Below are 6,245 nucleotides of genomic sequence, written 5' to 3'. Positions count from 1 at the left end.
ATATAAATTAAAATAATAAGAATAAAGAACATTAAAAAAAGACAATATTGAAACTAAAGCAAAAAATACACTTAAATACTTAAGTCTTAATTTTAACATTTATTAAATTGAACTTATTCTAAATAGATTTTCCACTAATGAGATGGTTTCTTTTTTTGCTAAAAAAACAACTGTATCATCTTTTTGAAAAAAAAAATCTGATCGAGGAATAATAATCTTGCCATCTCTTAAAATTGCTCCAATCCTAATTTCTTCTGGCAAACCTGAGTCTTTTAAAGATTTGTTTATTAATTCAGAAGTTTCAATAATGTCGGCTTCAATTACTTCATATTCCCCATTAAGAATAGTATATGCAGTCTCAATTGTTCCTTTATGAACATGTTTTAAAATGCTTGATACTGTATTCATTCTAGGGTCAATAAAATCATCAATTTTTAAAGATGATTGTAATAAAGAATAATTTGGCTTGTTAATTAAGGCCATTGTTCTTTTATCTTCGATGCCCTCATTATCTTTCGCAAATTTTTCAACAAGAACGCTTACCATTAAATTGTCCTCATCATCATTTGTTAATGCTAATACTGTTTCAGCTTCCTCTAAATTTGCTTCTGCTAAAACTTCTTCATCTAAACCATTGCCATTAATGACAATTGAGTCGTTTAATTCATTAGCTAAAAATTCTGATCTCTCTCTACTTTTTTCAATTATCTTAATTCTAGCAGCATCATAAGTTTCCTCTAAATTTTTTGCTAAATTGTAACCAATATTTCCACCACCTATTATTAAGAGTTTTTTTGAAATTTTTTCATTATGACCAAAAGCATCTAAGGTCTCTGACATTTGATTTGAATTAATAATTACGTAAATTTTATCTTCATTTTGAATAGTGGCAGTTTTTTTGGGAATCAAAAACTTACCATTTCGAATAATACCAACAATATTAGCTTCCAGTTTTGGAAATTTTTTTGTCATATCATTTAGTTTTACATCAATTAATGAACAATTATCTTTAATCAAAATTTCTAATAATCTAATTTTATTTTCAGCGAATGGAACACTGTCTAAAGCACCGGGTGCTTCAAGTTTTCTTTGTATAGATTTAGCAATTTCTAACTCAGGTGAAATAATGACATCTATTGGCAAATTTTCTTTATTATAAACCCTGGTAAACTTAGGATTTAAATAATCTTGAGATCTAATTCTTGCAATTTTTTTTGGTACATTAAATATTGAAAATGCTATTTGGCAAATTAACATATTTATTTCATCATTTCTTGTAACAGCAATAATCATGTCAGCCTCAGAGGCATTAGCTTTTTCAAGAATTGATGGATAAGTTGCTTTACCAACAATTACTTTCACATCTAAAGTATCATTAATTTTTTGAATATCTTCACTTGATAAATCAATCACAGTTATAGAGTGACCTTGTTCACTAAGTAATTTTGCAATCGTGTAGCCCACTCTTCCAGCGCCACAAATAATTATATTCATTTTAGTTAAATTCTTTTATTCCCAAACCTTTTAATTTTCGATGTAATGCACTTCTTTCCATGCCAACAAAGTTTGCAGTTTTAGATATGTTTCCATTAAATTTTTTAAGTTGGATAGATAAATACTCTTTTTCAAATTTTTCTCTAGCTTCTTTTAATGGCACAGATAGGCTATTTTCAGTGATTTTTTCACTTAAATTATCCGATTTTAGTGACTCTTTTATTATATTTGAAACTTTATCTTTTGTATCAGGTTGCAAAATTGCAATTCTTTCAATCAAATTTCTTAACTCTCTAACATTTCCAGGCCAAGTATGATTTAATAAATAATTATTATCTTCATCAATATCTAATTCTCTCAAATTATAATTGTCAGCAATTTTCTGTGAGAAATATTTAATTAATAATGGAATATCTGAGATCCTTTGACTCAAAGGTTCTATATTAATTTCAAACACATTTAGTCTATGGTAAAGATCTTCTCTAAAATTTCCTATTTCAATTTCATTTTTTAAGTTTTTATTGGATGCACAAATAATTCTTACATCAACATTAATATCAGTGTTTCCATTTATCCTTTTAAACTTTTGATCAATTAAAACTCTTAATATCTTAGATTGAATGTCTAAAGGTATCTCAGATACTTGATCAATAAGTAATGTTCCTTTATTGGCTTTTTCTAATGCACCATAAGAAATAATACCATTTTCTTTTTCCTCGCCAAATAACTCAAGTTCATATTTTTGACTATCTAATAATGCTCCATTTAAAATAATAAATGGTCTTTTATTTCTTTTAGATTGTTTATGAATTTTTCTTGCAATTAATTCTTTACCTGAACCAGAAGGTCCATTAATAAACACTCTACTTTCTGTTAATGAAATTTTTTCAATCTGGTCTTTGATGGAGACTAAATTTTTACTATTTCCTATTAAGTCATATGAAGAAAATAATTTAGTTTCATATTCTCGGTTTTGTTTTTTAAGATTATAATTTTCTACAGCTCTATCAACAAAGTTTAGTAATCGCTCTTGATCAAATGGTTTTTCTATAAATTCAAATGCACCATGCTTTAAAGATTTTACAGCCATTTCTATATTGGCATGTCCAGAAATCACAATAACAGGAACATCTTTGTTTTTATTTTTTATGTGTGTTAATAGTTCAATTCCATCATTGTCACCTTTGTCTAATTTTACATCTAGTATTGCAACATCTGGTAATTTTTTATCAATCTCGCTTAATGCTTGATCAAAGTTAGCTGCAACTCTTGTTTTATAGCCCTGGTCTGAAATTAAATCTTTTAATATATTTCTAATATCAGCATGATCATCAACAATTAAAATTTCAGCAGTCATTATTTGTAAAATCTTATTTCTATTTTTGCTCCATTATCAATTGGGATAAAATCAATCTTGCCATTATGGTCATTTACAATTTTATTTACAATTGATAATCCTAATCCAGTTCCATTTTTTTTCGTTGTAAAATACGGATTTAAAATATCTTTAATATTTGCAGCAAAGATACCAAAACCAATACCGCTATCAATCATAATTATTTTTATATGGTCATCATAATCATTTAAATCAATAGAAATATTTTTATTAAAATTACTTTCTTTTTCAGCTCGTTGATGAATACTTTCTATCGAGTTTTTTATTAAATTAAAAAATACCCTGCTCAATTGTTCATTATCACAATTTAAAATAACTTTCTCATTATTAAACTTAAAATCAATATTTATCGATTTATCCAGCTCATTTAATAACTTTATGTTATCTTTAAAAATATTTACTAAATCATTTTCCCTTAAAATAGGTTTGGGCATTCTAGCAAAATCAGAAAATTGATTTACCAATTTTTCAATTTGTTTAATCTGATTATTAATTATTTTTAAATTTTCTTTGAAATTCTCTTGATCATTCTTAGAGATTTGGTCAGCAAATTTACTTTTAATTCTATCAATTGTTAACTGTATGGGTGTTAAAGGATTCTTAATTTCGTGAGCTAATTTTCTAGCTAAATTTCCCCAAGCTTCGTGCCTTTCATTAATGATAAGTTTTTCTTGAGTTTCTTTTAATTTATCTATCATAGAATTAAAATTTTTATTTAGCATTTCAAGATCTTTGTCCGTTTTTATTTCAGGGACTTTTGAATTCAAATTACCATCTCCAATAGCTGAAGATGCTAATATCAAGTTATTTATTGACCTAAAAAACCTTGAAGAAAAACGAATAGCAATTGTTATTGACAAAAATAAAAGTAATGTAACTATTATTAAATAAATAATAGCAAAAGAAATTTTTATACCTGTACTCTTTTCCTCTACTGTGTAATAAAAGTTAATAGCTTCTTGAGATTCATTAAGATATCTAGAAATATCTTTTCCTAAAAACTTTACAACATATAAAAACTTATTATCAAAGTTTTGTAAGCGCATTATTGCACCTGATTTATTTTCAATTGCATTAATAATTTTTAATGGTCTATCATCTGTTAAAACCATCTTAAGTGCCTGATCGGTGGGAGGTATATATTTTTGATTGTTATCTATTGTTGATAATATTAATTCTTTATTTTCATTAATTATATGGATTTCATCTACATCTCGAATTAATTGTTGTGTTTTAAGAAATCTTTTAAATTCTTTTTCATTATTTGATAAAAAATTCTTACTTTTGTTTGTATCAAAAGCAATTAAAACTATATCAGATTCAATTTTGTTTCTTACTTCTTGAACATAACTTTTTGCTAATTCATAAGAATTATTCACAACCGTTGTAACTTTTTTGTCAAAATATTTTTCTAATGCAAATGAAAAAAGGAATAGAGAGAAGATTGATATCAATATTGAGGGAATAAGAGTAAATAAAGAAAAATAGGTGATATATTTTTTATTTGAACTTAAGCCATCTTTGTCAATGTCATTTTTGATAGACTTTTTTACCTCATAAAAAATAAATCCAAATAATATTGCTAATAATATAATATTAATTACTAATAAATATTGTAAATTTTGCTGTGTTAATTTTAAAAAACTTTTGTCAATAAAAGTTAAAAAAGTCAAAAAACCAATAAATAAGGTTATTGTAAAGATGATTATGATAAATATATTTTTTTTTAAAAATTCAGTCATTAAATTTAAAATACAATGAATAGTGTTTTTATAATATTAGCATCTGGAAAAAGCAAAAGATTTAAGTCTAAAACCCCTAAGCAGTTTAATATTTATAAAAATAAACCAATTTATGCTCATTCAATTGATAAAGCTTTAAAATCAAAATTATTTAACAAAATAATTTTGGTCACAAATGCCCCCAACAGAATCAAAATAAAAAACAAAAATCTTATTATTATTAGAGGTGGTAAAGAACGATCAGATTCATCTCTTAATGCAATTAAATATGTAAAAAAATATAAACCAAAAAACATTCTAATTCATGATGCAGCAAGACCTGATTTTTCAATTAAGTTACTAAATGAATTAGTCAAAAATCTAAAAAAAAATATTGCAGTAATTCCAGCAATGCCTGCTAGCGACTCGTTAAAATATAAAGTTAAAAATAAAATATTTAACCTTAATAGAGACAACTCTTATCTTACTCAAACCCCACAAGCGTTTAGATATAAAAACTTATATGAGCTTGCTGTAAAACAAAAAAATAAAATCACTGATGAAGCAACTTTATTTATAGATACAGATCAAAAAGTTAAATTTGTTAAGGGAGAAAAAAATAATCAAAAGATTACTTTTAAAGAAGATATTAAAATAAATAAAACTTATCTTGGTATTGGGTTTGATATTCATCGATTAATTCAAGATAAGACTTTATATTTGGGAGGCATTAAAATTCCATTCCATTCTGGACTTCAGGGTCATTCGGATGGTGATGTTATTTTACATTCAATAATAGATGCAATTTTAGGTGCTCTTAGACTAAAAGATATTGGTACTTATTTTCCTAGTAACAAAAATAAATTTAAGAATATTAGATCGCCCAAAATGTTAAAACCAGTAATTGATAGATTAAATAAAGCAAATTTTTATTTCAATAACATTGATATTAATTTGATATGTGAGAAACCTAAAATATCTATTTATAGAAATAAGATAATTAAATCTTTATCTAAACTAGTTAATATTGATGAAAGCTTAATTAATTTAAAAGGTAAAACTGTAGAAAAACTTGGCTTGATAGGTAAAGAAAAAGCAATTGCCTGTGAAGTTATAGTTTCTATTTCAAAATATGATTAAACAATTTAATTTTCTTTTTGTAACAATGTTAGGTCTTGGAAGAATTGGGTTTATTCCAGGGACATTTGGATCTTTAGCAACTGTTACAATGTTGTTTATTTGTTTTCATATTTTAAATATTTCATCCAATGTAGTACTTTTAATTTTATTAATAACTTTTGCTTATTCTTTCATAGCTATTAAAAATCATACTAAAGATAGTAAAAATAAGGATCCAGGTGAAATAATTATTGATGAGTTTATTGGTCAAGCAATCCCAATTTATTTATATGAAATTTCACATGAAACTGAAAAAGCAACAGATCAAGCCATTATCATTTATGCAATTTGTTTTGTGCTCTTTAGATTTTTTGATATCAAAAAACCTTTTCCAGTAAGTTACTTTGATAAAAAACAGAAAAATAGCTTTGGTGTTGTAATGGATGATGTTTGTGCGGGCTTCTATGTTGTTTTATCATTAATATGTTTTATGATGGTTAAAAGCTACATCTAAT

5 protein-coding genes are annotated in these 6,245 nt (G+C 25.3%); 2 read left to right on the top strand and 3 right to left on the bottom strand.

Annotation, left to right across the window (positions count from 1 at the left end):
• Positions 1–102 precede the first annotated feature (102 nt).
• Genes trkA through ACTT90_RS06450 form a run of 3 tightly spaced genes read right to left on the bottom strand, consistent with a single transcriptional unit; the run spans position 103 to position 4,632 of the window.
• The gene (gene trkA / locus ACTT90_RS06460) at positions 103–1,494 is read right to left on the bottom strand and encodes a Trk system potassium transporter TrkA (protein WP_440937955.1); all 1,392 of its coding nucleotides are present in this window, start codon (positions 1,492–1,494) and stop codon (positions 103–105) included.
• A gap of 1 nt (position 1,495) precedes the next feature.
• Complete coding sequence (locus tag ACTT90_RS06455; RefSeq protein WP_440937954.1) at positions 1,496–2,851, bottom strand: sigma-54-dependent transcriptional regulator; 1,356 nt, start codon at positions 2,849–2,851, stop codon at positions 1,496–1,498.
• On the bottom strand, positions 2,851–4,632 hold the full coding sequence (locus ACTT90_RS06450; protein ID WP_440937953.1) for an ATP-binding protein: 1,782 nt from the start codon (positions 4,630–4,632) through the stop codon (positions 2,851–2,853). The genes ACTT90_RS06455 and ACTT90_RS06450 overlap by 1 nt, the downstream gene beginning before the upstream one ends.
• Positions 4,633–4,647: 15 nt before the next feature.
• Here ACTT90_RS06450 and ispF point away from each other — a divergent pair, with 15 nt between their 5' ends.
• The gene (gene ispF / locus ACTT90_RS06445) at positions 4,648–5,751 is read left to right on the top strand and encodes a 2-C-methyl-D-erythritol 2,4-cyclodiphosphate synthase (RefSeq protein ID WP_440937952.1); all 1,104 of its coding nucleotides are present in this window, start codon (positions 4,648–4,650) and stop codon (positions 5,749–5,751) included.
• Positions 5,744–6,244 (top strand): phosphatidylglycerophosphatase A family protein, encoded by a 501-nt coding sequence (locus ACTT90_RS06440; RefSeq protein WP_440937951.1) that lies wholly within the window; start codon positions 5,744–5,746, stop codon positions 6,242–6,244. The genes ispF and ACTT90_RS06440 overlap by 8 nt, the downstream gene beginning before the upstream one ends.
• Position 6,245: the final 1 nt, after the last annotated feature.

Source organism: Candidatus Pelagibacter sp., assembly GCF_052049935.1.
Classification (GTDB): domain Bacteria; phylum Pseudomonadota; class Alphaproteobacteria; order Pelagibacterales; family Pelagibacteraceae; genus Pelagibacter.
The sequence above is the reverse complement of the archived record's forward strand: the minus strand, read 5'-3'. Positions and strand labels throughout refer to the sequence as shown.